The sequence below is a fragment of the Mesorhizobium sp. L103C131B0 genome (assembly GCF_000502275.1).
In the GTDB taxonomy this organism is placed as follows: Bacteria; Pseudomonadota; Alphaproteobacteria; order Rhizobiales; family Rhizobiaceae; genus Mesorhizobium.
Genome location: NZ_AYXC01000002.1, coordinates 710,405 through 731,025, shown reverse-complemented (window position 1 = coordinate 731,025; position 20,621 = coordinate 710,405). Strand labels below are relative to the sequence as shown.

The following is a 20,621-nucleotide window of genomic DNA, read 5'->3' as shown; positions in this document are numbered from 1 at the left end:
CGAGATAATCGCATGGCCAACGCCGAAAAGACCATCGTCATTGCCGGCGCCGGCAGCATCGGCTGCTATGTCGGCGGTTGCCTGGCGCTGGCCGGACGCAAGGTGGTGTTTTTGGCGCGGCCAGGCATCGCGACAGCCTTGCTGGACGGTGGCCTGCGCATCACCGATCTCGATGGTCGCGACCGATCCATCCGGCCGGGGTCCGTCACCACCGATCCCGCCGCTGCCCTCGCCAGTGCCGACGTGGTGCTGGTGACGGTCAAGAACGGCGCTACCGAGGAGATGGCGTCGCTTGTTGCCGGACATGCGCGCGGCGATGTCGTGGTGGTCAGCCTGCAGAACGGCGTCGGCAATGCCGACCGGTTACGCGCCGGGCTCGGTGGACGGACTGTGCTCGCCGGCATGGTGCCGTTCAATGTCGTCCAGTCGGCCATAGGCAATTTGCCGCTTCACGTGCATCGCGCCAGCGACGGCAAGGTCATGATCGAAGATGGCGTGACCGGCCTTGCCGGCCTTCTCGATGTCGAAGGGCTTGGCGTGGAAACCCATCCCGACATGAAAGCCGTTCAGTGGGGCAAGCTGCTGATCAACCTCAACAACGCGCTTGTCGCCTTGTCCGGCCTGCCGCTGGCGAGCGAACTTGCCGACCGCCGCTGGCGGCGAATCCTGGCCGGTCAGATCGACGAGGCCCTGACGGCGATGAAGGCGTTACATATCGCGCCGGCACGAATCGGCGGCTTGCATCCCGTCCTGCTGCCGAAACTGCTCCGGCTGCCGGACTGGCTGTTCCGGCTGGTCGCCCGCCGCATGCTCGCCATCGACCCGCAGGCGCGCTCGTCGATGTGGGACGACCTCCAGCGTGGTCGGCCGACCGAGATCGGTGACCTGCAGGGGGCCGTCCTGAACCTCGCCGAAAAGGCCGGCACGCCGGCGCCTCTGCTGAAGCGGGTCACCGTGCTGGTGCGGCAGGCCGAGCGGGAAAAGCGCGGCTCACCCGGGCTGACGCCGGAAGCCGTCACTGGATAGTCTACTTGCCGCGAGCCTCGGGCCTTGGCCCGCATAGCCCGAAAACAGGCGCGTGGGCCCGCCGCGTCACAGCTTTGGTGCGCGCCTCGGAGCCGGCGCTTTGCTCGCCGGGCCTGGCGCCGGCAGGGGCTGCGCAGCCGGGTGGTTCTCGATCAGCGTGATCTTCTGCCAGATCTTGCGCGACAGGTTGGACGCCAGGTTCTCGACGTCGTTGACGCCGTCGATGACCACATCGTCATTGACCGACTGCGCAAACAGCGCCGCGATCTTGCCGGTGATCGACAGCATTTCCGAGCAATAGTCGAGGTAGCGCGCCAGGTCGGCGGCATTGGTGATGCGCGTCGGCGAATGCGCGGTCGGCCTGAAATTGGCGGACAATGCTGCCGGATCCTTGGTCAGCTGGTGCATGTCGATGACATGGATCAGCGATCTCAACCCATGCAACTGGCGAAACACCCGCTTGCGCTTGATGCGCTCCTCGGTGCGGATCAGCGCCAGCAGGCCGAGCACGGCAAGGATCATCATGTTGATCGTGGCTTCGATGCCTTGCACCGACTGCACCGCATCGTCGGCCTGCGAGATATGGATGAGCGGCAGGATGGTGCCGACGAACAGGAAGATCAGCGCGCCGGCGGCAACAGCGGCGACGATGGCGCCGCGGAGCCACCAGATCGGCGCTTCGAGCGCCTGCGCCGCCTTGGCCAGGTCGCGCGACAGCGACACCAGTTCGGCGGCGACGCCGCGCAGGCCGGCATCGGGAAAACGCTCGGCGACGCGCTCTTCCAGCCGCTCGGCGGTGTCGATGATCAGTTTCGGATCAAGCGTGCGGTAGCGCATGGCGAGATATCCGGTCGGCGCTCATGGTTCAGCCGGCGCGTTGCTGCGTTTGCCGTAGCGGTTCGGACCGGGGTCACCGCGGAAACACGCTAGAACGATGAGAAGAATGGGGCCGATGATAAGAGAGATCAACGCGTAATAAGTCGGCTTGCCGAAATCATGAAACCGCTTTGCGGTTACCGCAAAGCTCGACCATGTCGAGATCAGCAAAACGACCCAGAACACAAGTGCCCAGTTCTGGCTGGTTGCGGTGCCGGGTTCCAGTCTCGACAACTGGTAGAGCGGGAAAAACTGTGCAAGCACCAGCAGCAGCCCGGCGAGCACGTAGGCACTTGGGCTGACGCGCCCTGAGAGGCTGAAGAAAAGCCAGGGAAGTGGTGGTGTGTTGGGCAATCTGGAGCGCTCTGGTTGCTCGGACAGGATCAATCACGCAGCAGTTCGTTGATCGAGGTTTTCGACCGGGTCTTGGCATCGACGCGCTTGACGATGACGGCGCAGTAGAGGCCAGGGCCCGGCTCGTTGTTCGGAAAGGCCTTGCCCGGCATCGAGCCGGCGACGACGACCGAATTCGGCGGCACCTCGCCATAAAACACTTCGCCGGTGGCGCGGTCGACGATCTTGGTCGACTGGCCGATGAACACACCCATTCCGAGCACCGAGCCTTCGCGCACGATGCAGCCCTCGACCACTTCGGAGCGCGCGCCGATGAAGCAATTGTCCTCGATGATGGTCGGGCCGGCCTGCATCGGCTCCAGCACCCCGCCGATGCCGACGCCGCCCGAGAGGTGCACATTCTTGCCGATCTGGGCGCAGGAGCCGACCGAGGCCCAGGTGTCGACCATGGTGCCGCTGTCAACATAGGCGCCGACATTGACGAAGGACGGCATCAGCACCGCGCCCGGCGCGACATAGGCAGAACGGCGCACGATCGAAGACGGCACGGCGCGGAAGCCTGCCTTCTCGAAGTCGACCGCGCTCCAGCCGTCGAACTTCGACGCCACCTTGTCCCACCAGACCGCCTGGCCGGGGCCGCCCTTGATGATCTCCATCGGATAGAGCCGGAAGGAGAGCAGCACCGCCTTCTTCAGCCACTGGTTGACATGCCATTTGCCATCCGGCTGGCGCTCGGCGACCCGCACGGTGCCACGGTCGAGCAGGTCGAGTGAGGACTGGATGGCGTCGCGCGTTTCGCCACGGGTCGCGGTCGAAATCGTGTCGCGCTCCTCGAAGGCCTTCTCGATGGTCTTTTCGAGGCTGGCCAGATCAGGCTTCGACATGAATTCGCTCCGTTACCACGCTGTTAAGGCCGTCGGCCTTAACCTTGTTTTGAAAGTCGCGCGGACCCTATGTTAAGGCGTATTGGGGGTCAATCGCGGGTGCGCCATGGGACGGCGCAAGTGAACTGTTGGGACGGGTAGAAAGCATATGACTCCTATGGAAAAGGCGGGATGGACGCCGCTGCCGCATTCGGACGAGGATCTGGAGCGCTCGAAAAGCGTGCCCGACACGCCGCAGACTCGCGCCGAAACCTACCGGCTGGCCTGGAACGATCCCGACTTCATGACGCGCCGGGAATTGCGCGCTGTGCGCTTGCAGCTTGAGCTCTTGAAGCCCGAAATGATCCTGGCCGAGCGCGGCATCCGCTCGACGGTCATCCTGTTCGGCGGCGCGCGTATTCCCGAGCCCGGCGGCGAGGCCTGGGCCGCCAAGAACGAGACGCAGAAGAAAAACCTCGAGGAAAACAGCAAATACTACGAGGAGGCGCGCAAATTCGCCCGCCTCTGCTCACAGCAATCGGCCACGTCCTACTACCGCGAATTCGTCGTCGTCACCGGTGGCGGCCCAGGCGTGATGGAGGCGGGAAATCGCGGCGCCGACGATGTCGGCGCGCCGTCGATCGGCCTCAACATCGTCCTGCCACACGAGCAGGCGCCGAACGCCTATGTGACCCCGGAGCTGTGCTTCAACTTCCACTATTTCGCCATCCGCAAGATGCATTTCGTCATGCGCGCCAAGGCCGTCGCGGTGTTTCCGGGCGGCTTCGGCACCATGGACGAATTCTTCGAGACGCTGACGCTGATCCAGACCGGCCGCATGGAGCGCGTGCCGGTGATCCTGTTCGGCAAGGCGTTCTGGCAGCGCGCGATCGACCTCGATTTCCTGGCCGAACAAGGCACCATCACGCCCGGCGACCAGGATATCATCGACTTTGTCGACACCGCCGACGAGGCCTGGGGGATCATCAGCCGCTTCTACAAGTTGGGGGAGTAGGGGAACCGGGAATTGAAGAACTGAAGAATTGAGGAAAAGGAGGTCCGGATCGGTCTCCCTTTCACCAGTTCTTCAATTCTTCAGCTCCTCAATTCCTCTACCCCCTCCACTATCCCCGTCAGAAACGTCGCGAGATCGTCGGTGACGAAATCGACGTCGTCCTCATTGGCCGGATCGCGTTCCCAGATTTCGGCAAAGGTCGGCTCGAAATTGCGCGGCACCACCAGCACCGTGGTCATGCCCAGTGATTTCGGCACCTCGAGGTTGCGGGCGAGATCCTCGAACATCACCGCATTGTGTCCGGTGACGGCGTGCAGTTCGGCAAACTTCTCATAGGTCTGCCGCGACGGCTTCGGCGTCAGTCCGGCGGCGACGATATCGAAAATGTCGTCGAAATGGTCGAGTATGCCGAGCTGGCGCGCGGTGCGCTCGGCGTGCCTGCGGTCGCCATTGGTGAAGATGAACTTGCGGCCGGGCAGCTGGCGGATAGCGGTGCCCAGCACCGGATCCGGCACCAGCCACGAATAGTCGATATCATGCACCTTTTCGAGAAAATCGTCGGGGTCGATGCCGTGACGCGTCATCAGCCCGTTCAGCGTCGTGCCATATTCGAGATAGAGTTCCTTCTGCAGCTTGCGCGCTTCCTCGCGCGGCAGCGTGAGCAGTTCTCCGACATAGGCCGTCATCTTGACGTCGATCTGCGAAAACAGATTCGAATGGTGCGGATAAAGCGTGTTGTCGAGGTCGAACACCCAGTCGGTGACATGGGCGAAGCGGGCGGGATCGGGCAGCGTGGTCATGGCGTCCTTATGGCATGAAATATCTGCCGTTCGAACCCCTTTCTGATGTAGAGCTTATCCACAACCTATGTGCATCTAGAGTTGTAAAAATGGGCTCACCATTCAAATTTTAGCCATCACGGAAAGGTGGCCTTCAGGGCTTGCTGGCACAGAGACGGTTCAGTGGGAGCCAGCGATGAGTCGCATAGTCTTAAAGTCCGCCGCGGTCGCATTCGGCTCGGTAGCCATCTCGCTTTTGCTGACGCTGATCATCGTTCCCGCCATGGGTTTTCCGGTCGACCGCACTGTCTGGCTGACATCGACGGTGTGCCCGCTGGCGCTCGCCTGGATCGCCTGCGCCAGCACCTTCTGGCAGAGCGACCGACTGAAAAACGCGCATCGCGATCTCGCCCGCGCGCATGCCCAGCTCGCCGCCGCGCATCGGCGCCTGTCGGCGAAGGCGAGCCGCGACGACATGACCGGCATGCTCAACCGCGAGAGCTTCTTTGCCGCGTTGGACGGCTCGCGGCGCAAATCCGATCGCGGCGCGCTGCTGATCATCGACGCCGACCATTTCAAGGCGATCAACGACAGTTTCGGCCATCTGACCGGCGATGACGCACTGGTGTTGATCGCCAGCGCCATCGAGCGCGGCGTCCGCAGCGGCGACGTGCTCGGCCGCATTGGCGGTGAGGAGTTCGGCGCCTTCCTGGTCGGCGCTACGGAAGCCGAAGCCCGGCGCGTGGCCGAGCGCATCCGCCGTGAAGTCGAGCTGGTCCGCTTTCGTCCGGTCGACGAGCGCACGGTGCCGCTGACCGTCTCGATCGGCGGCATCACCTGTGCGCAAGATGCCGATGTCTCGGACCTGATGCGCGCCGCCGACCGCCGGCTCTACGAGGCCAAGCACCGCGGCCGCAATTTGTCGATCCTCGACCGGGACATTTCCGAAGCTGCGTGAGGTGTTGGTGGTGGGGCTGTTAACGGTTCGCCAACATTGTTTCCACGCAACTGCGCCGTTTACCGGGTTGTAACTCGTTTACAGGCAAGGCTTGGCACGGGAATGGCATGTCTGGCCGGTACGTGTGCCGTTCAGGGAACGCCATGCGTGGATCGAAGCCCCCATCCAGAGACGTGTCATGAGTTTGTTCATCAGGAAAATGTCGCGCCGCACCATCGTGCAGGCGCTGATTGCGATGCCGGCGCTACAGCTTTTTCGCAAGCTGCCTGACAGCGACCGCCCCCCGGCCGATCCCGACGAGATCGTCGTGGTCAATGGCTGGATCCTGAAGCGGAGCGACCTGGCATGATCTTCGACTGCTATGAGGCGTTTCGAGCCTCGGATTTCAAGCCCAAGGTCTGCATTCTCGGCTCCGGGCCGGCCGGCACCACCATTGCCAGAAAGCTCGGCGCCGCCGGCATTCCGGTCGTGGTGCTGGAGGCCGGCGCACGCGAATTCAGCGACGAGTCGCAGGATTTCTACCGCGGCTTCACGGTCGGCGATCAATATTTCGATCTCGACATCACCCGGCTGCGCTTCATGGGCGGGTCGTCGAACCACTGGGCCGGCTGGTGCCGCGTGCTCGACAAGCAGGACTTTGAGCCCAAGGCATGGGCGCCGGACACCGGCTGGCCAATCGCCCGGACCGACATCGAGCCCTATCTGTCCGAGGTGCACGACATACTCGAGCTTCCCGACTTCAAGCCCGATGTGCCGATTTCAGACGACATACGCTGGGTGCAGCTGATCAAGAGCCCGGCCGTGCGCTTTGGCGAGAAATTCTCCGACGAGCTCGACAAGAGCAAGAACATAGCGCTCGTGCTCAACACCTATGCCACCGAACTTGCCGGGGACGGCAAGCGAGTGACCGGCGCCAGGCTGTGGTCGAACGGCAAGGATGCCGGCGCCTTCAGCGCCGATTGTTTCATCGTCTGCGCCGGCGGGCTGGAGAATTCGCGGCTGCTTCTATGGTCGAACCAGCGCTCGAATGGCGGCGTGGTGCCGAACGCCACGGCACTTGGCCGCTACTGGATGGAGCACCCGACCTTCGAGGGCGGCAATGCCATCCTGGCCGATTACAGGGAGTTCGAGGTTGATGTCGTCAACGAGGCGTTCTTCTCGCCGACGCTCGCCGCCATGGAGCGGCTGCAGATCATGAATTTCGGCATACGCCTGATCGAGACGCCCTATGCCGGCGTCAAGAGCCTGATTGCCGACCTCGCCTGCACCGCGCCCGAGGCCGCCGAATGGGTCGCCTACCAGCTCAGCCAGAACCTGCGCTGCGCCGCCCAGCTCTACGTCGCCTGGGAACAGGCGCCGCTGGCCTCGAACCATATCGAATTGTCGAAGACCGATGTCGACCGTGCCGGCGTGCCGCGCATCGAGCTGCACTGGAAGAAGTCGCCGTTGGAGCGCCGCACCATCCTCGAGGGGCTCAAGCTGTTCGGAACGACGCTGATCGAGAAGGACCTCGGCCGCGTCCGCATCATGGACTGGCTGACCAATGGCGAGGACTACCCGACGGATGAGGAACTGGCCGGCCACCACCACATGGGCGGCACGCGCATGGGCACCGATATCACCAAGAGCGTGGTCGACGCCAACTGCAAGGTGCACGGCATGGACAATCTCTATGTCGGCGGCTCGTCGGTGTTCTGCACGTCGGGCGAATGCAACCCGACGACGACAATCACCGCACTTGCCTGCCGGCTAGGCGACCATCTGACCAAAGTAATCACGGTGTGACGAAGTCATCCACGGTGTGACGAAGTCATTACCGTCTGATGTCAAAAAAGCGAACGGCGCGACAGGATTGCTGCCGGCGCTACCCATGCCTTGGTGTCGAAACCCTCGGAAATCAGCGCCAACGAGATCTCCCTCCCCCTTGTGGGGAGGATTAAGGGTGGGGATAGGTGCCGCGCAAACCCTTCAGGATTTGCTAAACCGTCGCTGGATCCAGGGTCGGCTGCCCCTTGCGGCGGGCAACGATCGCCTTGAAATCGGCGGTCCGGAACGCATCGCGCAGCACGTCGAAGGACGGCAGCACGAAATAAGCGCGCTGGAACTTGTCGATCTCGTAACCGGTGCGCATTACCGTTTCGAGGTCGAAGGGCACGTGGTGCGCGTCCGGGCTCGCGACGGCGAACTGCAATTCGGTGAACGACGACATCAGCCCGGCGCCGAAAGCTTTCAGCTTCTGGCCCTCCTCCTGTATCAGCCCGTATTCGGCGGTGTACCAGTAGAGCCGGGTGATCATCTCGTCACCGCCCAGCGCAATCACGCTCTCGGCCTTTTCGCCATACATCTGCATGAAGTCGGCAAACACCGGCTGTGTCAGGATGGGCACATGGCCGAAGAAGTCGTGGAACATGTCGGGTTCGACGATGTAGTCGAGCTCGTCCTTGGTGCGCAGCCAGTTGGTCACCGGAAAGCGCCGGTTGGCGAGATGGTCGAAGAAGGGCGCGGCCGGGATGAGGCCAGGCACGGCGACGATTTCCCAGCCGGTCAGCTTGCGCAGCCTGTCTGAGACCGCGCCGAAATCCGGGATCTTGTCGAGCAGGCCGAGTGCGGCGACGCCATCGAGATAGGAATGGTGCGCCAGCTTCTGCGTCAGCTTGGTCTGCCGGTCGCACAGCGTGCGCCACACCGCCTGTTCGTCGGCGCTGTAATCATAGCCCTGCGCCACGGTGAAATCGGAACGGCACACTGAATAGTCGCCACGCAGGCCTTGCGCCGCGCAATCACGGGCATATTCGCTCATCGTCGTCATGGTTCTTCTCCCTGATCGTGACACTTGAATCTGTCCGCAGAGTCTAGCGGCGGCCGGCGAGGCAATTCAGCTTTGATGATGGCTTGGGTCCATGATTTGAGGTAAAAATCACCAAGCAGAAGCTGAAAGAGAGTGAAAATGCCTCAGTTCGACGATTTCGAGATCAAGATGCTGGATGTGCTTCAGCGCGATGGACGCAAGCCCGTGTCCGAACTGGCGCAGGAGATCGGCCTGTCGACGACGCCTTGCGCCCGCCGCTTCGAGGCGCTGCAGGAGGCCGGCATCATCAAGGGCTTTGCCGCCGTGCTCAACCGCCGCGCCGTCGGCCTGATGGTCGAGGTGTTCATCCAGGTGCGGCTCACCAGCCACAGCGACGGTTCGCCCGAAACCTTCATCGCCGCCGTGCAACGCATGGACGAAGTGTCGTCATGCTGGACGATGACCGGCGACCACGATTTCCTGCTGCACGTCATGGTGCCGTCGGTCGACGAACTCAACGCCTTCGTCATGCACCGCCTGATGCGCCTTGCCGGCGTGCGCGACGTTCACACCCAGCTGGTGCTGCAGAACATCAAGGGCCCGGGCCACGTGCCGCTCGCCCACCTCAGGCGGTAGGACACGCACCGCCATTTCTGCGGAAAAGCTGCACGCAAACTGCTGAACGGAGCCCAAATGCGAAACTGAAACGCCGGCTACGCCATGCGGACCGTCGCTCAAAGGTCCGTCATGAACATCGTGCTGATCAATCCGCCGCACACCGCCATCGGCAGCCGCGTGCCCGATGACCATCTGCCACCGCTCGGCCTGCTGGCACTGGGCGGCCCGCTTATCGACGCCGGCCATAAAGTCCGGCTGGTCGATGCCGAATTCGGGCCGATGCCGTTGGAAACTCTGGTGCGCGATGCGCTCAGCGGCCAGCCCGATTGCATCCTGATCGGCCACTCCGGCTCGACCTCGGCGCATCCCACCGCGCTCGCGATCGCCCGCATGGTCAAGGCGCTCGAGCCGGCGACGCTGGTGATCTATGGCGGCGTGTTCCCGACCTATCACTGGCGCGACATATTGGCGGCGAGCGATGTCTTCGACTTCATCGTGCGCGGCGAGGGCGAGGCAACCATCCTTGCCCTGGTCGTGGCACTGGACAATCGCCGGCCGCTGGGCGATGTCGCGGGTATCGCCTATCGCGACGATCTCGGCCGCCCCTTCGCGACGCGGCCGGCCGGGACCACTGCCAATCTGGACGAGTACCGCGTCGGCTGGGAGCTGATCGATCACCGCCGCTACAGCTATTGGGGCGGCAAGCGCGCCGTGGTCATGCAGTTTTCGCGGGGCTGTCCGCATCTGTGCAACTATTGCGGCCAGCGCGGTTTCTGGACCCGCTGGCGGCACCGCGACCCCAAAAAATTTGCGCAGGAGATTGCCTGGCTGCACCGCCAGCACGGCGTCGAACTGATCAACCTCGCCGACGAAAACCCGACCGTATCGAAGAAGGTTTGGCGCGCCTTTCTCGATGCGCTGATCGCCGAGAACGTGCCGGTGCTGATCGTCGGCTCGACCCGGGCCGACGACATCGTGCGCGATGCCGACATCCTGCACCTCTATCGCAAGGCCGGCGTCATCCGCTGGCTGCTCGGCATGGAAAACACCGACCAGCAGACGCTTCAACTGATCCGCAAGGGCGGCAGCACCTCATCCGACCGCGAGGCGATCCGGCTGCTCCGCCAGCATGGCATACTGTCCATGGCGACCTGGGTGGCGGGGTTCGAGGATGAGACCTTTCGCGATCTGTGGCGCGGCTTTCGCCAGCTGCTTGCCTACGACCCCGACCAGATCCAGGCGCTCTATGTCACGCCGCACCGCTGGACGCCGTTCTTCCGCATCGCCAAGGACCGCAAGGTGATCCAGACGGATGCCCGGCTGTGGGACTACAAGCACCAGGTGCTGCAGATGACCCGGCTGAAACCGTGGATGCTGTTCTTCTCGGTCAAGCTGATCGAGGTCGCGGTGCAGTCGCGGCCGAAGGCGCTGGCGCGCATTCTCTTCCACCCCGATCCCGAACAGCGCCATTCGATGCGCTGGTACACCCAAATGGGCCGCCGCGTGTGGTTCCGCGAGGTCTGGGGTTTCCTGGCCCGCGACCGCCGCCTCAAGGATGGTCCGACGCTGGCTGAGTTCTGGGGCGCGCCGCAGGATGCCGATGAGGAATCCATGGTCGTCATGCGCCCGCCGCTCAAGCCGGCCGAAGCGGCTGTCGCGATCTCGGCCGGCACCTGACCGGCTCGCTGCCATTCATAGATACGTACCGTATGCGTATTGACATACGCGGCGTATGTACCCACCTCATGCATACGGGACGTATGTGAGTGCCCCGGACAATGGAGTGAAAATGACCAAACGTGACGCGATCTTTCCTGCCGGCAGGCAGGCTCTCTACGAGATCAATCGCTATTCTGCTGCAATCCGATCGGGCGATCTTTTGTTTGTCTCGGGCCAGGTCGGCAGCCGCGAGGACGGGTCGCCCGAACCTGTCTTCGAAAAGCAGGTCCAGCTTGCCTTCGACAATCTCGCGGCAGTGCTGAAAGCAGCGGGCGCCACGTTCGACGATATAGTCGACGTGACCACCTTCCACACCGATCCGGCAACGCAATGGCCCGTGATCGATGCCGTTCGGCTGAAGGTGTTCGGTGAACCGCCCTACACCAATTGGACGGCGGTCGGCGTCAACTGGTTAGCCGGCTTCGACTTCGAGATAAAGGTCATCGCGCGCCTGCCCCAGCCTGCCTAAGGGCTGGCCAGCCGACCAACTGGCCGCCAAGCCAGTTGCCGATCAGGGCACGATTAGCGTGCCGGCGCCGTGTTCGGTGAACAGTTCCAGAAGCACCGCATGCGGCGTCTTGCCGTTGAGGATGACGACGCCTTCGACGCCGCGCTCGATCGCCTCGATGCAGGTCTCGACTTTGGGGATCATGCCGCCCGACACCGTGCCGTCCTTGATCAGCGCCTTGGCTTCGGCCACCGTCAGCTCGTCGATCAGCTTCTTGTTCTTGTCGAGCACGCCGGGCACGTCGGTCAGGAACAAAAGGCGCGTCGCCTGGCAGGCGCCGGCGATGGCGCCGGCGAAGGTGTCGGCATTGATGTTGTAGGTATGGCCATCGCGGCCGGGCGCCACCGGCGCCAGCACCGGGATCATTTCGGAGCGCGCCAGCAGGTCGAGCAGGGTGCGGTCGACTTCGACCGGTTCGCCGACGAAACCGAGATCGAGCACACGCTCGATGTTGGAATCCGGGTCGATCATGGTCTTGCGCGCCTTTTCGGCGAACACCATGTTGCCGTCCTTGCCGCACAGGCCGATCGCCCATTCGCCCTCGGCGTTGATCAGCGCGACGATCTCCTTGTTGATCGAACCGGCCAGCACCATCTCGACGATTTCGACCGTCTTCTGATCCGTGACGCGCAGTCCGCCTTCGAACTTGGATTCGATGCCCATCTTGGCCAGCATGGCGCCGATCTGCGGCCCGCCGCCATGGACGACGATCGGGTTGACGCCGGACTGCTTCAGCAGCGCGATGTCACGGGCGAAAGCCTTGCCGAGCTCGATATCGCCCATGGCATGACCGCCATATTTCACCACCACCGTCTTGTGCTCGTAGCGCTGCATATAGGGCAGGGCCCGCGAGAGCAGGGCGGCCTGCATTTCGGCGGTGGCGGTGATCTCCGTCATCGGCATGGTTCCCTGGATGCGGGTAAGGACGGCGGCGTCTTAGCGGGAATTGGCCCAGGCCGCAAACAGCTTTGCTGTCCCGATGATGAAATCTGCCGGATCAGGCCGGCACCTTGAGCGGCGCCCGCCGCGCCAGCCAGCCGGAAATCTTCTCCATCTGCGCAGCGAGCGACAAAAGCGTCTGCTCGTCGCCGGGGCGGCCGACGGCCTGGATGCCGAGCGGCAGGCCGGCATCGGTGACATGGACCGGCAGCGCGATCGACGGCTGGCCGCTGACATTCTGGATCGCCGGCCAGTGGGTGAACCACAGGCTCTGTCCATCAATTGCCGAAACAGGGATCTGATCTCCAAGAGACGGGTCAGATGCAATTTGTCGAGCAGGTTTCGATTAGCTCGTCGGCCCCCTTCGGGTCCATGGCGCGCAGGCAAGCGGCGGATGCGCAATGATCGGGTTGCCTCGGCGCGCGCGATCGCAGCATCGACAAGGTCCGGCGGCGAGATCTCGCCTCTGTGCAACAGCTCTGCCAAGCCGGTCGCATCGTTCTCCCACAGCATCCGTTCGGCCGACATTTCTGTTCCCCTATCTGCGGGAGGCTGACGACAGCCGATTTCCTTGGCAACCGACCGGCGATTACTGGCGATTGGGCGCGGACATCGATTGCGTGGACAACAAGATTTCTGCCTTTGCAAACAAATTGTGATCGCTTAGCTTGTCCGTATGACGCCGCAGGATATCTCCACCCTGATTGTCCGGACCTCGATGAAGGATCGGACTGCGTTCGATCTGCTTTACCGGCAAACCAGTGCGAAACTTTTCGGCGTGTGCCTTCGTGTATTGAAGGATCGCGGAGATGCGGAAGAAGCGCTGCAAGAGGTCTTCGTCAAAGTGTGGACGAAGGCGGATCGTTTCGCTGTTTCCGATCTAAGCCCAATCTCCTGGCTGGTGGCCATAGCACGCAATCATGCGATTGATCGCATCCGGTCGCGACGCAAGCCTGCTGCCGATATCGATGCCGCGCTCGACGTGGCTGACCCCGGTCCCGGGCCAGAGGCTATGGTTGTTGCGGGCGGTGAATCCGAGCGCATCTATCAGTGCCTTGAAGAGTTGGAACAAGACCGGGCGCAAGCCGTTCGGGGTGCGTATTTGAACGGCGAAAGTTACGCCGAGCTCGCGGAACGTCACAAGGTTCCGCTCAACACGATGCGGACATGGCTGCGCCGCAGCCTGTTGAAACTTAGAGAATGTCTGGAAAGATGACCCTGGCAGAAGAAAATGGACCGGAACGTGGAGGCGACGACCTGCTCGCAGCCGAATACGTTCTCGGCGTGCTGCCGGCGGATGAGCGCCAGATAGCCTCCGGACGCATCGACGCGGAGACCGGCTTTGCCCGTCTCGTCGATTCCTGGGAAGTGAACCTCTCGCCGATGGCTGCCGCTTATGCTGAGGTAGAGCCGCCGGCCACCATCAAGCCGGCTATCGATCGCCGGCTGTTCTCCTCCACCGCGGCGTCGACGACGGCCCCGAGCGGCAGCCTGTGGTCCAGCCTTAGCTTCTGGCGCGGCCTCACCGCAGCGGCTCTCGCGGCCTTGGTGCTCTATGTCGCCGTGCCCTACATCAGGTCGCCGGTCGTCGTGCCACAGGAGCGCCTCGTCGCCTCGCTGGCCGCCGAAGGCAGCGACGTCAAATACCTCGTCGTCTACGACGCTTCCCGCCGCGATGTCGGCCTGTCGCTGGTTTCGGGCGAACGCGCCGCCGGCAAGGACTTCGAACTGTGGATGATCGAAGGCAAGAATGCTCCGGTCTCGATGGGCGTCATCCCCGCCGGCCAGATCGCCCATATCCCGGTTACCCGGGCCGTGCAGCAGAAGCTGGCGCAAGGCGCCGTGCTTGCCGTCAGCGTCGAGCCGACGGGCGGTTCGACGACCGGACAGCCGACCGGACCGGTCGTTGCCGCGGGCGACCTGAAGGGCATCTGATAGATCGTAAAACCATGACCTGATAATGAAGGCAGCGGAAGTAGATCTTCCGCTGTTTTCGTTTTGGATACGCTGCTGGAGATTAGAGATTCGATCTCCGGAGATAATCCGCCGACAAGATAAAGGATAAATTTTTCCCGGCGCGCGGAAACTCAGGCAGTTCTATTCCGTATCTCCTCATGTTCCCGAAAGAGGAAACAATAACCCCGAGGAGTTCGAACACTATGCGTAGAATCGCCACCCTTTTGCTCGCCGGTACCATTGCCGTCTCCGCCCTCGCCACAATCGCCTATGCCGAGAATCCGATGGTTGGCGGCGCCGCCATGTACGCCAACAAGAACATCGTTGAGAACGCCGTCAATTCGAAGGATCACACGACACTGGTCGCCGCCGTCAAGGCTGCCGCCCTGGTCGAGACGCTGCAGGGCGCTGGCCCCTTCACCGTCTTCGCACCGACCAATGAGGCCTTCGCCGCGCTTCCGGCTGGCACGGTCGAGTCGCTGCTCAAGCCCGAGAACAAGGACAAGCTCACCAAGATCCTGACCTGCCATGTCATCGGCGCCAAGGCGATGGGCGCCGATGTCGCCTCGATGGCCAAGGCCGATGGCGGCACCCATAAGGTCAAGACGGTTGGCGGCTGCGAGCTGTCGCTCAAGGCTGACGGCGGCAAGGTCACCGTAACCGACGAGAACGGCAATGTCGCCAATGTGACGATCGCCGATGTCGAGCAGTCGAACGGCGTCATCCACGTCATTGACAAGGTCCTGCTGCCGAAGATGTAACAAAGCCCCTGCCGCCGACGAACAGGCGGTAAGCTCTCTGATTGCGCGGCTCCCCCTCGCGGGCCGCGCAAACGACCGAGCGCTCCATCCCGTCCGCAACAAGCGCGGAGCCGGTGTGGAGCGTTCGTTTGCAGGGCAACCGTCACCGGCTTTTGATTTTCCAGTGGCGGCCAAATCTGGCAAAATGATCCGCAGGAGGATTTCCGTCATGAACCGTCGCGACTTGCTTTTGAGTGGCGTCGCCTTTGCGGCCGTCGCCGGCGCCTTGGCAACGCTACGCTTGGGCGGAACCCAGTCCGCCAGAGCTGCCGAAACCTTCGAGGTCACCAAGACCGACGCCGAGTGGCACGCCATCCTGTCGGATGAAGCCTTCAATGTGCTGCGCAAGGAAGGCACCGAATATCCCGGCACCAGCCCGCTGCTCAACGAGCACCGCAAAGGCATTTTCGCCTGCGCCGGCTGCGACCTGCCGGTCTATTCCTGGGAGACCAAGTTCGATTCCGGTACCGGATGGCCGAGCTTCTGGCAGGAGATCGCCAACAGCGTCGGCAAGACCACGGATCGTTCTCTGGGCATGACCCGCACCGAGGTTCATTGCCGCCGCTGCGGCGGTCATCTCGGCCATGTCTTCGATGACGGTCCCGCACCCACCGGCCTGCGCCACTGCATCAACGGCGTTGCGCTCAGCTTCAAGCCGGCCACTGCCTGACCGTTCGGCGTCTTTTAGCGGGGTGGGGATTTGGCGCCGGTGTGACGACCGCCCCCTATCTCTTGAAATGGGGCGAAAACAGTCAACTTCAAGAATTGGCAGACGGCTTTTTATGCGTAGATTCCGCAGCCCTTAACGAGAGGGCCAGAACCTATGCAACGAACTGAAGCACGGGCTCGCGACGGCGAGCCCAAATCGACCTCCAAATCGACCGGCGGTGTTGATGCGGACCGGCCGCGTATCTCCCATCAAGTGGTGATCGCCGGCGGCGGCCCGACCGGGTTGATGCTGGCCGGCGAACTGTCCCTGGCCGGCATCGATGTCGCCATCGTCGAGCGGCGCGAGAACCAGGATCTCGCGGGCGCGCGCTCGGGCGGCCTGCATTCGCGCACCATCGAGATCTTCGACCAGCGCGGCATTGCCGATCGGTTCCTGTCGCAAGGCCAGACCGCACAGGTCGCAGGCTTCGCCGGCGTTTCGCTTGACATCAGCGACTTCCCCACCCGCCACAATTACGGGCTGGCGCTGTGGCAAAAGCACATAGAGCGGATCCTTGCCTGCTGGGTCGATGAACTTGGCGTCACGGTCTACCGTGGCCGCGAGGTGACAGGCTTCGTGCAGGATGCAGGCGGCGTCGATGTCGCGCTGACAGATGGCGGGTCGCTTCGTGCCGATTATCTCGTCGGTTGCGACGGCGGCAGAAGTCTCGTGCGCAAGGCGGCTGGCATAGAGTTCCCCGGTTCCGAGCCGACAATCAGCAATTTGATTGCCGAGGTCGAGGTAACAGAAGAGCCGCAATGGGGTATCCACCGCGACGCCATCGGAATTCACGGCCTCAGCAGACTGGAAGACGGTACGGTACGGGTGCTGGTGACCGAACGCGAGGTCGGGGCCGGCGGCGTGCCCACATTGCATGAGCTCAGCGAGGCGCTCATTGCCGTCTACGGCACCGATTACGGCGTCCACAATCCAACATCGCTGGCCCGCTTCACCGACATGACCCGGCAGGCAGCCTCATACCGCAAGGGGCGGGTGCTGCTGGCCGGCGACGCCGCGCACGTGCATCCGCCGGACGGTGGACAGGGGCTGCAGACCGGCGTGCAGGACGCGGTCAATCTGGGCTGGAAACTTGCCCAGGTGGTCAGGAAAACTGCGCCCGAAAGCCTGCTCGACAGCTACCAGGCAGAGCGCCACCCGATTGCCGCGCGTGTGATGAAAAACACCATGGCGTCGGTCGTGCTCCGTCGCGAAGACGAGCGCACCAAGGCGCTGCGCGATACAGTGTCGGAACTTCTCGGCATGGAAGAACCGCGCAAGCGTTTTGCCGGCATGTTGTCCGGCCTGGACATCCACTACGATCTTGGCGAGGGGCATCCGCTGCTGGGGCGTCGCATGCCGGATCTCGACCTCGTCACCGCTGCCGGTCCGCTGCCGGTTTTCGCCCTGCTGCATGACGCCCGGCCGCTGCTGCTTAATCTTGGTGAGCCCGGCGCTTTTGGTATCGGCCAGTGGGTGGAGCGGATTCAGCTGGTCGACGCCAGCTACGATGGCGCATGGGAGCTTCCGGTGCTGGGGGCAGTCGAAGCCCCACGCGCAGTGCTGGTCCGGCCTGACGGTTATGTGGCCTGGGTCGGCGGCCCTGAAGCAGCCGGGCTAACCGACTCGCTGACCAAATGGTTTGGGCCGCCTGCCGCAGCATAGCGCGCCGGGTGTTCGACCAAGGAGCTTGATAACGATCGATGCTTAAGCGTGACCCCGGAAATCGGGGGTGATTTCCGGGGTCACACATGAGGGCGCCAGGCGGGGGGGTCCGGCGCGCTCAATGGCCTCCGCCACCGCTGCCCGCGGGCGCCGGCTTGGCGATGACCAGGGTAAAGACCGCCATGGTCGCGAACAGCACGGTCAGCATGGTGAACACATCCATGAACGACAGCAGCGACGCCTGCTGCTGGACCATGCCCGACAGTTTGGAGATCGCGGCCTTGGTGGCGTCGAGACCAGGCGTCTGCTGGAAGTCGAGCGTCATGTTCTGCAGCTTGGTCTGCGCCGCCGCACTGCCCCATTCCACATGCTCGGCCAGCCTGGCGTAGTGGAAGGCGCTGCGATCGATCAGCACGGTGTTGATGACGGCAAGGCCGACCGCACCGCCGAGGTTGCGGGTCAGGTTGAACAGGCCCGACGCGTTCTTCAGCCGGTCCGGCGGCAAGGTGCCGAGCGCAATGTTGTTGATCGGCACCATGCACAGCATCATCGAGCTGCCGCGCAGGATCTGCGGGATCAGCAATTCCCAGAAATCCCAGTCGGCGGTCAGATGCGTCATCCACCATGTGCCGGCAGCGAAGCCGAACAGCCCGATCATCATCATGATGCGCAAATCCATCTTGCTCGACAGGATGCCGGAAATCGGCGCAGTGACGAACATCGCCAGGCCGCTGACGAACAGGGCTTCGCCGATCATCATGGAATCGTAGCCGCGGATGCGCCCGAGGAACACCGGGTAGAGATAGGTCAGACCGTACAGGCCGATGCCGATGACGAAGGAGAACAGCGAACCGAAGGCGAAATTGACGTTGGTGAAGGCCCTGAGATCGACGATCGGCTCCTCGGCGGTGAAGGCACGCCAGAAGAACAGCGCCGCACCGACAACCATGATGATGGCGCAGATGAACACGGCCTGTTCCTGCAGCCAGTCATGGTTCGGACCTTCCTCGAGCACATATTCCATGCAGCCGAGAAACGCCGCCATGCCGGCAAGGCCCCACCAGTCGAACTTGCTGAACAGGCCGAGATTGGGCTTGTCGAAATCGATCAGGGTCCAGGTCGTGACCGTCACCAGAATGCCTGGAATGACATTGATGAGGAACAGCCAGTGCCACGACATGGCATGGCTGATATAGCCGCCGACGGTCGGGCCGATGGTCGGCGCCAGCGTCGCCACCAGGCCGATCATCGGCGACACCATGGCGCGGCGCGACGGCGGGAAGATGGTGAAGGCGGCGGCGAAAACGCTCGGGATCATGCCGCCGCCGATAAAGCCCTGGATGGCGCGGTAGACGATCATCTGGTCGATGTTGGTGGCGGTCGCGGCCAGCGCGCTGGCCGCCGTGAAGCCGGCCGCGGCGCCTGCAAACAGCACGCGCGTCGACAGCATCCGGCTGAGGAAGCCCGACAGCGGGATCATCACCACTTCGGCGATCAGATAGGCGGTCTGCACCCATGGGATTTCATCGGAACTGGCGCTGAGGCCGGCCTGGATCTCGGCCAGCGAGGCTGAGACTATCTGGATGTCGAGGATCGCCATGAACATGCCGAACACCATCGCCAGGAAGGCGATGAGGCGGCGCGTCGAGATGGTCGTCGGTACCGCCGGCATGGCAGGCACCGGCGCCGCTCCTGCTGTTATGGTTGCGGTTGCCATGGCATTGCTCCCGGCGTTCGCTCAGTTCGCCGCGGCCGGAGCCGTGCGGCTGTCGACGGCGACAACGACGCTCAGGCCGGCGCGCAGCCTGCCTGCCTTCAGCACATCGGCCGGCACGTCGATGCGAACCGGGATGCGCTGCACCACCTTGGTGAAGTTGCCGGTGGCATTTTCCGGCGGCAGCAGCGAGAACACCGCACCCGAAGCCGGCGCCAGCGACGACACCGTGCCTTCGAAATCATGGCCGTCCGTGGCGTCGACCGAGACCCGCACCTTCTCGCCGGGCACCAGCTTGGCCAGCTGCGTCTCCTTGAAGTTGGCAACGATGTAGAGCTTGTCCAGCGGCACCACGACGGCGAGCTTCTGGCCGGGGCTGACGAGGTCGCCCTGCTCGACCGAGCGGTTGCCGACGACGCCGTCATAAGGCGCCTTGAGCACGGTGAAGGACAGATCGCGCGCGGCCTTGTCGCGGTTCAGCCGCAGCGAAGCCAGCGTGCTGGCCGATTCGGCGCGTTGCGCTTCGAACACGCCGATATTGGCCTGTGCGGCTGCAATCTGCGCGTCGGCGCCGACAAGGGCTGCATTGGCCTGGTCGAGAGCGGTCTGGGCGTCGTCCAATTGCGCCTGCGTGCCGACATGCGTCTTGACCAGTTGCGCGGCGCGCTGCTGGGCACGAGCGGCATTGTCGGCTGCCGCCTGGTCGGCGACCTTCTGCGCCTGCGCCTGTTGCAGCGAAGCGTGCGCCGCCTTGGTCTGCGCGTCGATACGGTCGAGCGTCTTGGCCAGCGTGGCGATCTGCGCCTCCGCCTGGGCAACGGCTATTCTGTAGTCGCCGTCGTCGATCGTCAGCAGCGGATCGCCGGCCTTGACCTGCTGGTTCTCCGAGACCTTGACTTGATCGACATAGCCGGAAATCTTCGGCGAGACGAACGACATGTCGGCCTGGACATAGGCATCGTCGGTCGAGATCAGGAACCGGCCGTCGGTCCAGTAATTATAGCCATACCAGGCGCCGGCGCTGAGCAGAGCGAGGCCGACGATCGGCAGCATGAACGAGCGAGCCGACCGCTTTTTCTTGGCCGGCACCTCGGCCAAAACTTCGGCGGCAGGCTTGATGGGCGCTTCCGGCGCTTCGATAACCGGCGAGACCTTGGCGTTGGGAAAGGGGCGGACTTCGGCGGTGGTTGGCGTGTTCGAGGACATGATATCTCGCTACCGTAGCTACATAAGGAAAATGTGTTATACTGAACCGTTCGGTTCGATGCGAACGTTGACATAGCGCTAAAGCAGGCCCATATCAAGAGCAATCGAACCGCTCGGTTCGAATTATTTCG

At 63.2% G+C, this 20,621-nt stretch carries 22 protein-coding genes; 13 read left to right on the top strand and 9 right to left on the bottom strand.

Annotation, left to right across the window (positions count from 1 at the left end; translation table 11 throughout):
- Positions 1-12 precede the first annotated feature (12 nt).
- The gene (locus tag X730_RS157810; protein ID WP_023681341.1) at positions 13-1,026 is read left to right on the top strand and encodes a 2-dehydropantoate 2-reductase; all 1,014 of its coding nucleotides are present in this window, start codon (positions 13-15) and stop codon (positions 1,024-1,026) included.
- Positions 1,027-1,092: 66 nt separating this feature from the next.
- On the opposite strand, the gene X730_RS157815 is transcribed toward X730_RS157810, so the two are convergent.
- Genes X730_RS157815 through dapD form a run of 3 tightly spaced genes read right to left on the bottom strand, consistent with a single transcriptional unit; the run spans position 1,093 to position 3,140 of the window.
- Positions 1,093-1,863 carry a hypothetical protein gene (locus X730_RS157815; protein ID WP_023825808.1) on the bottom strand — a complete coding sequence of 257 codons (771 nt, stop codon included), beginning with the start codon at positions 1,861-1,863 and terminating at the stop codon, positions 1,093-1,095.
- 21 nt (positions 1,864-1,884) lie between these two features.
- Positions 1,885-2,289, bottom strand: coding sequence for a DUF805 domain-containing protein (locus X730_RS157820; RefSeq protein ID WP_081725464.1), 405 nt, complete (start codon positions 2,287-2,289; stop codon positions 1,885-1,887).
- The gene (gene dapD, locus X730_RS157825; protein WP_023696035.1) at positions 2,286-3,140 is read right to left on the bottom strand and encodes a 2,3,4,5-tetrahydropyridine-2,6-dicarboxylate N-succinyltransferase; all 855 of its coding nucleotides are present in this window, start codon (positions 3,138-3,140) and stop codon (positions 2,286-2,288) included. Before dapD ends, X730_RS157820 begins: the two co-directional genes overlap by 4 nt.
- 148 nt (positions 3,141-3,288) lie before the next feature.
- Here dapD and X730_RS157830 point away from each other — a divergent pair, with 148 nt between their 5' ends.
- A complete protein-coding gene (locus X730_RS157830) occupies positions 3,289-4,134 on the top strand; it encodes an LOG family protein (protein WP_023681343.1) in 846 nt (281 codons plus the stop codon).
- Positions 4,135-4,214: 80 nt separating this feature from the next.
- Here the strand turns inward: X730_RS157830 and X730_RS157835 are convergent, their stop codons facing one another.
- Positions 4,215-4,934 carry a pyrimidine 5'-nucleotidase gene (locus X730_RS157835; RefSeq protein ID WP_023687469.1) on the bottom strand — a complete coding sequence of 240 codons (720 nt, stop codon included), beginning with the start codon at positions 4,932-4,934 and terminating at the stop codon, positions 4,215-4,217.
- A gap of 175 nt (positions 4,935-5,109) precedes the next feature.
- On the opposite strand from X730_RS157835, the gene X730_RS157840 reads away from it, so the two are divergent.
- From X730_RS157840 to X730_RS157845, 3 genes are all read left to right on the top strand, one after another.
- Positions 5,110-5,871 carry a GGDEF domain-containing protein gene (locus X730_RS157840; RefSeq protein ID WP_023681345.1) on the top strand — a complete coding sequence of 254 codons (762 nt, stop codon included), beginning with the start codon at positions 5,110-5,112 and terminating at the stop codon, positions 5,869-5,871.
- Positions 5,872-6,049: 178 nt separating this feature from the next.
- Positions 6,050-6,220 (top strand): hypothetical protein, encoded by a 171-nt coding sequence (locus tag X730_RS1000000168085; protein ID WP_023819248.1) that lies wholly within the window; start codon positions 6,050-6,052, stop codon positions 6,218-6,220.
- Positions 6,217-7,656 (top strand): GMC family oxidoreductase, encoded by a 1,440-nt coding sequence (locus tag X730_RS157845; protein ID WP_023825807.1) that lies wholly within the window; start codon positions 6,217-6,219, stop codon positions 7,654-7,656. Before X730_RS1000000168085 ends, X730_RS157845 begins: the two co-directional genes overlap by 4 nt.
- Positions 7,657-7,849: 193 nt before the next feature.
- On the opposite strand, the gene phhA is transcribed toward X730_RS157845, so the two are convergent.
- Entirely contained in the window at positions 7,850-8,680 is an 831-nt protein-coding gene (phhA, locus tag X730_RS157850; RefSeq protein WP_023825806.1) for a phenylalanine 4-monooxygenase, read from the bottom strand.
- 138 nt (positions 8,681-8,818) lie between these two features.
- Between phhA and X730_RS157855 the strand changes: the two genes are divergently transcribed.
- From X730_RS157855 to X730_RS157865, 3 genes are all read left to right on the top strand, one after another.
- Entirely contained in the window at positions 8,819-9,295 is a 477-nt protein-coding gene (locus X730_RS157855; protein WP_023687465.1) for an Lrp/AsnC family transcriptional regulator, read from the top strand.
- A gap of 111 nt (positions 9,296-9,406) precedes the next feature.
- Entirely contained in the window at positions 9,407-10,954 is a 1,548-nt protein-coding gene (bchE, locus tag X730_RS157860; protein WP_023703792.1) for a magnesium-protoporphyrin IX monomethyl ester anaerobic oxidative cyclase, read from the top strand.
- Between the two features lie 112 nt (positions 10,955-11,066).
- Positions 11,067-11,465: a RidA family protein gene (locus X730_RS157865; RefSeq protein ID WP_023687463.1), complete on the top strand. Its 399-nt coding sequence runs from the start codon at positions 11,067-11,069 to the stop codon at positions 11,463-11,465.
- A gap of 42 nt (positions 11,466-11,507) precedes the next feature.
- On the opposite strand, the gene argB is transcribed toward X730_RS157865, so the two are convergent.
- On the bottom strand, positions 11,508-12,401 hold the full coding sequence (gene argB, locus X730_RS157870) for an acetylglutamate kinase (protein ID WP_013528489.1): 894 nt from the start codon (positions 12,399-12,401) through the stop codon (positions 11,508-11,510).
- 100 nt (positions 12,402-12,501) lie between these two features.
- Positions 12,502-12,654 carry a hypothetical protein gene (locus X730_RS1000000168515; RefSeq protein WP_245261314.1) on the bottom strand — a complete coding sequence of 51 codons (153 nt, stop codon included), beginning with the start codon at positions 12,652-12,654 and terminating at the stop codon, positions 12,502-12,504.
- Positions 12,655-13,119: 465 nt separating this feature from the next.
- Between X730_RS1000000168515 and X730_RS157880 the strand changes: the two genes are divergently transcribed.
- The 5 genes from X730_RS157880 to X730_RS157900 all read left to right on the top strand — a co-directional run bounded on the left by X730_RS157880 (position 13,120) and on the right by X730_RS157900 (position 17,570).
- Positions 13,120-13,659 carry a sigma-70 family RNA polymerase sigma factor gene (locus X730_RS157880; RefSeq protein WP_023673234.1) on the top strand — a complete coding sequence of 180 codons (540 nt, stop codon included), beginning with the start codon at positions 13,120-13,122 and terminating at the stop codon, positions 13,657-13,659.
- Positions 13,656-14,378 (top strand): anti-sigma factor, encoded by a 723-nt coding sequence (locus X730_RS157885; RefSeq protein WP_023825804.1) that lies wholly within the window; start codon positions 13,656-13,658, stop codon positions 14,376-14,378. The genes X730_RS157880 and X730_RS157885 overlap by 4 nt, the downstream gene beginning before the upstream one ends.
- Before the next feature lie 224 nt (positions 14,379-14,602).
- Positions 14,603-15,160, top strand: a complete 558-nt coding sequence (locus X730_RS157890) for a fasciclin domain-containing protein (protein ID WP_023825803.1) — start codon at positions 14,603-14,605, stop codon at positions 15,158-15,160.
- A 208-nt stretch (positions 15,161-15,368) separates the two neighbouring features.
- Entirely contained in the window at positions 15,369-15,869 is a 501-nt protein-coding gene (gene msrB, locus X730_RS157895; RefSeq protein ID WP_023736961.1) for a peptide-methionine (R)-S-oxide reductase MsrB, read from the top strand.
- Between the two features lie 153 nt (positions 15,870-16,022).
- Positions 16,023-17,570, top strand: a complete 1,548-nt coding sequence (locus tag X730_RS157900; protein WP_031196659.1) for an FAD-dependent monooxygenase — start codon at positions 16,023-16,025, stop codon at positions 17,568-17,570.
- Positions 17,571-17,688: 118 nt separating this feature from the next.
- On the opposite strand, the gene X730_RS157905 is transcribed toward X730_RS157900, so the two are convergent.
- Positions 17,689-19,287 carry a DHA2 family efflux MFS transporter permease subunit gene (locus X730_RS157905; RefSeq protein ID WP_023825801.1) on the bottom strand — a complete coding sequence of 533 codons (1,599 nt, stop codon included), beginning with the start codon at positions 19,285-19,287 and terminating at the stop codon, positions 17,689-17,691.
- A 21-nt stretch (positions 19,288-19,308) separates the two neighbouring features.
- Positions 19,309-20,490, bottom strand: coding sequence for an HlyD family secretion protein (locus tag X730_RS157910; RefSeq protein WP_023696024.1), 1,182 nt, complete (start codon positions 20,488-20,490; stop codon positions 19,309-19,311).
- Positions 20,491-20,621: the final 131 nt, after the last annotated feature.

Bases quoted from the DNA above. Each gene is read 5' to 3' on its own strand.
- X730_RS157810 (WP_023681341.1), top strand. From the start codon at position 13: ATGGCCAACGCCGAAAAGACCATCGTCATTGCCGGCGCCGGCAGCATC.
- X730_RS157815 (WP_023825808.1), bottom strand. From the start codon at position 1,863: ATGCGCTACCGCACGCTTGATCCGAAACTGATCATCGACACCGCCGAG.
- dapD (WP_023696035.1), bottom strand. From the start codon at position 3,140: ATGTCGAAGCCTGATCTGGCCAGCCTCGAAAAGACCATCGAGAAGGCC.
- X730_RS157830 (WP_023681343.1), top strand. From the start codon at position 3,289: ATGACTCCTATGGAAAAGGCGGGATGGACGCCGCTGCCGCATTCGGAC.
- X730_RS157835 (WP_023687469.1), bottom strand. From the start codon at position 4,934: ATGACCACGCTGCCCGATCCCGCCCGCTTCGCCCATGTCACCGACTGG.
- X730_RS157840 (WP_023681345.1), top strand. From the start codon at position 5,110: ATGAGTCGCATAGTCTTAAAGTCCGCCGCGGTCGCATTCGGCTCGGTA.
- X730_RS1000000168085 (WP_023819248.1), top strand. From the start codon at position 6,050: ATGAGTTTGTTCATCAGGAAAATGTCGCGCCGCACCATCGTGCAGGCG.
- X730_RS157845 (WP_023825807.1), top strand. From the start codon at position 6,217: ATGATCTTCGACTGCTATGAGGCGTTTCGAGCCTCGGATTTCAAGCCC.
- phhA (WP_023825806.1), bottom strand. From the start codon at position 8,680: ATGACGACGATGAGCGAATATGCCCGTGATTGCGCGGCGCAAGGCCTG.
- X730_RS157855 (WP_023687465.1), top strand. From the start codon at position 8,819: ATGCCTCAGTTCGACGATTTCGAGATCAAGATGCTGGATGTGCTTCAG.
- bchE (WP_023703792.1), top strand. From the start codon at position 9,407: ATGAACATCGTGCTGATCAATCCGCCGCACACCGCCATCGGCAGCCGC.
- X730_RS157865 (WP_023687463.1), top strand. From the start codon at position 11,067: ATGACCAAACGTGACGCGATCTTTCCTGCCGGCAGGCAGGCTCTCTAC.
- argB (WP_013528489.1), bottom strand. From the start codon at position 12,401: ATGACGGAGATCACCGCCACCGCCGAAATGCAGGCCGCCCTGCTCTCG.
- X730_RS157880 (WP_023673234.1), top strand. From the start codon at position 13,120: ATGACGCCGCAGGATATCTCCACCCTGATTGTCCGGACCTCGATGAAG.
- X730_RS157885 (WP_023825804.1), top strand. From the start codon at position 13,656: ATGACCCTGGCAGAAGAAAATGGACCGGAACGTGGAGGCGACGACCTG.
- X730_RS157890 (WP_023825803.1), top strand. From the start codon at position 14,603: ATGCGTAGAATCGCCACCCTTTTGCTCGCCGGTACCATTGCCGTCTCC.
- msrB (WP_023736961.1), top strand. From the start codon at position 15,369: ATGAACCGTCGCGACTTGCTTTTGAGTGGCGTCGCCTTTGCGGCCGTC.
- X730_RS157900 (WP_031196659.1), top strand. From the start codon at position 16,023: ATGCAACGAACTGAAGCACGGGCTCGCGACGGCGAGCCCAAATCGACC.
- X730_RS157905 (WP_023825801.1), bottom strand. From the start codon at position 19,287: ATGGCAACCGCAACCATAACAGCAGGAGCGGCGCCGGTGCCTGCCATG.
- X730_RS157910 (WP_023696024.1), bottom strand. From the start codon at position 20,490: ATGTCCTCGAACACGCCAACCACCGCCGAAGTCCGCCCCTTTCCCAAC.